Below are 551 nucleotides of genomic sequence, written 5' to 3'. Positions count from 1 at the left end.
ATTCATCTTTAGCTTCTTTAGAAAGGTTTTCTAATTTGTTAACTAAAGCTTGAGATTCTTTAATTTGTTCAGCATGTGCTTTTTGAGCAGCGGCAATTTCTTTTTTAGCAATAGCAGGTTGTTTAGCAGCATCTAGAGCTTTAACTTCTTTAACTAATGCTGGAATCTCATCAGTAGCTGCTCGTGAAATTTTTTCGTTGTATTCAGCTTTAGTATTTTTAGAAACGTTTTTCAATCTATTAACTTCAGCTTGAGCATTAGCAATTCTTTGAGCATGAGCTTTTTGAGCTGTTTCAATTTTTTGTTTAGCAACAGCTTGTGCTTGAGCGATTTCTGCTTCGTGAGCATTTTTAGCTGCTGTAATTTCTTTTTTAGCAGTAGCAGCATGAGTATCTTCAGCTTGTGCTTGAGCGATTTCTGCTTCGTGAGCATTTTTAGCTGCTGTAATTTCTTTTTTAGCAGTAGCAGCATGAGTATCTTCAGCTTGTGCTTCATTAACGATTGCTTCTACTTCATTAGTAGCTGCTTTAGCAATTCTGCTGTTGTATTCA

1 protein-coding gene is annotated in these 551 nt (G+C 35.6%); it reads right to left on the bottom strand.

Annotated features, from left to right (window positions below):
• Positions 1 to 551, bottom strand: a 551-nt coding sequence (locus HMPREF2937_RS13795; RefSeq protein ID WP_218970113.1) for a hypothetical protein, incomplete at both ends; no start/stop codon positions are given.

This window comes from Staphylococcus sp. HMSC061G12 (genome assembly GCF_001838465.1).
Classification (GTDB): Bacteria; Bacillota; Bacilli; order Staphylococcales; family Staphylococcaceae; genus Staphylococcus; species Staphylococcus simulans.
This window is presented reverse-complemented; position numbering and strand designations above follow the sequence as displayed.